This window comes from Corynebacterium lipophiloflavum DSM 44291 (assembly GCF_000159635.1).
Lineage (GTDB): Bacteria > Actinomycetota > Actinomycetes > Mycobacteriales > Mycobacteriaceae > Corynebacterium > Corynebacterium lipophiloflavum.
The window spans coordinates 19750-20392 of record NZ_GG667197.1; the positions used below are offsets into that span (position 1 = coordinate 19750).

Below are 643 nucleotides of genomic sequence, written 5' to 3' on the forward strand. Positions count from 1 at the left end.
ACGTTTCCCACGAAAACCCCTCTCCATTTCCCGTCGAGCCCAGGTAGTATGCGATGACCTGCGCGAACGTGGATTAAAAGAAGACCGTCTGGAAATCCAAAGAGTACCCCTCTTATTGGGGTGCTCAACACTAGTAGTATTCAACCGCGTACCTGACCGCGCCTTGACAACAGGGCACCACCTAGAGGGATTAGCAACACCGCATCACCCCAAAAGTGCTGCCCCTCAGACAAGGAGAATGCTCCTAGCATGATGCAAGACCACCAGGGAAACTACATTAGTTCCAACATTCGCGGGTTGGTCTACGAAATAAGCAAGTTTGTGTCCACTTCCGACGTGGAACGTGCGTTCCAGAGAAGCGGTTTGACGATCAAGCACGCTCCAGGAGAACGACCTGACACCCCGCAAGCAATGTTTACGGCTTGGTCTACTTCTATCGACTGGAAAGATAAGCGCCGTGCCATAGATGGATTGAAAGCGTTAAGTCGAGTTACGCAGCGAGCGCGAGCGGTCGAAATGGAGCAATACGACGGAACCTGGGTGGTGGGCTTTTCCGAATACGACGGGTGGGTAGAAGAACTCGAACGAGATTGCGCTGACGAGGGTTTGCAATACGACCGTGGCACGGGGCGAATCACCCCTA

General features: G+C 53.2%; 1 protein-coding gene. It reads left to right on the forward strand.

Going from position 1 to position 643, the window contains the following annotated elements:
* Positions 1–249: 249 nt before the first annotated feature.
* A partial coding sequence (locus tag HMPREF0298_RS12495) for a hypothetical protein (protein ID WP_040423171.1) occupies positions 250–643 on the forward strand: 394 nt, incomplete at its 3' end.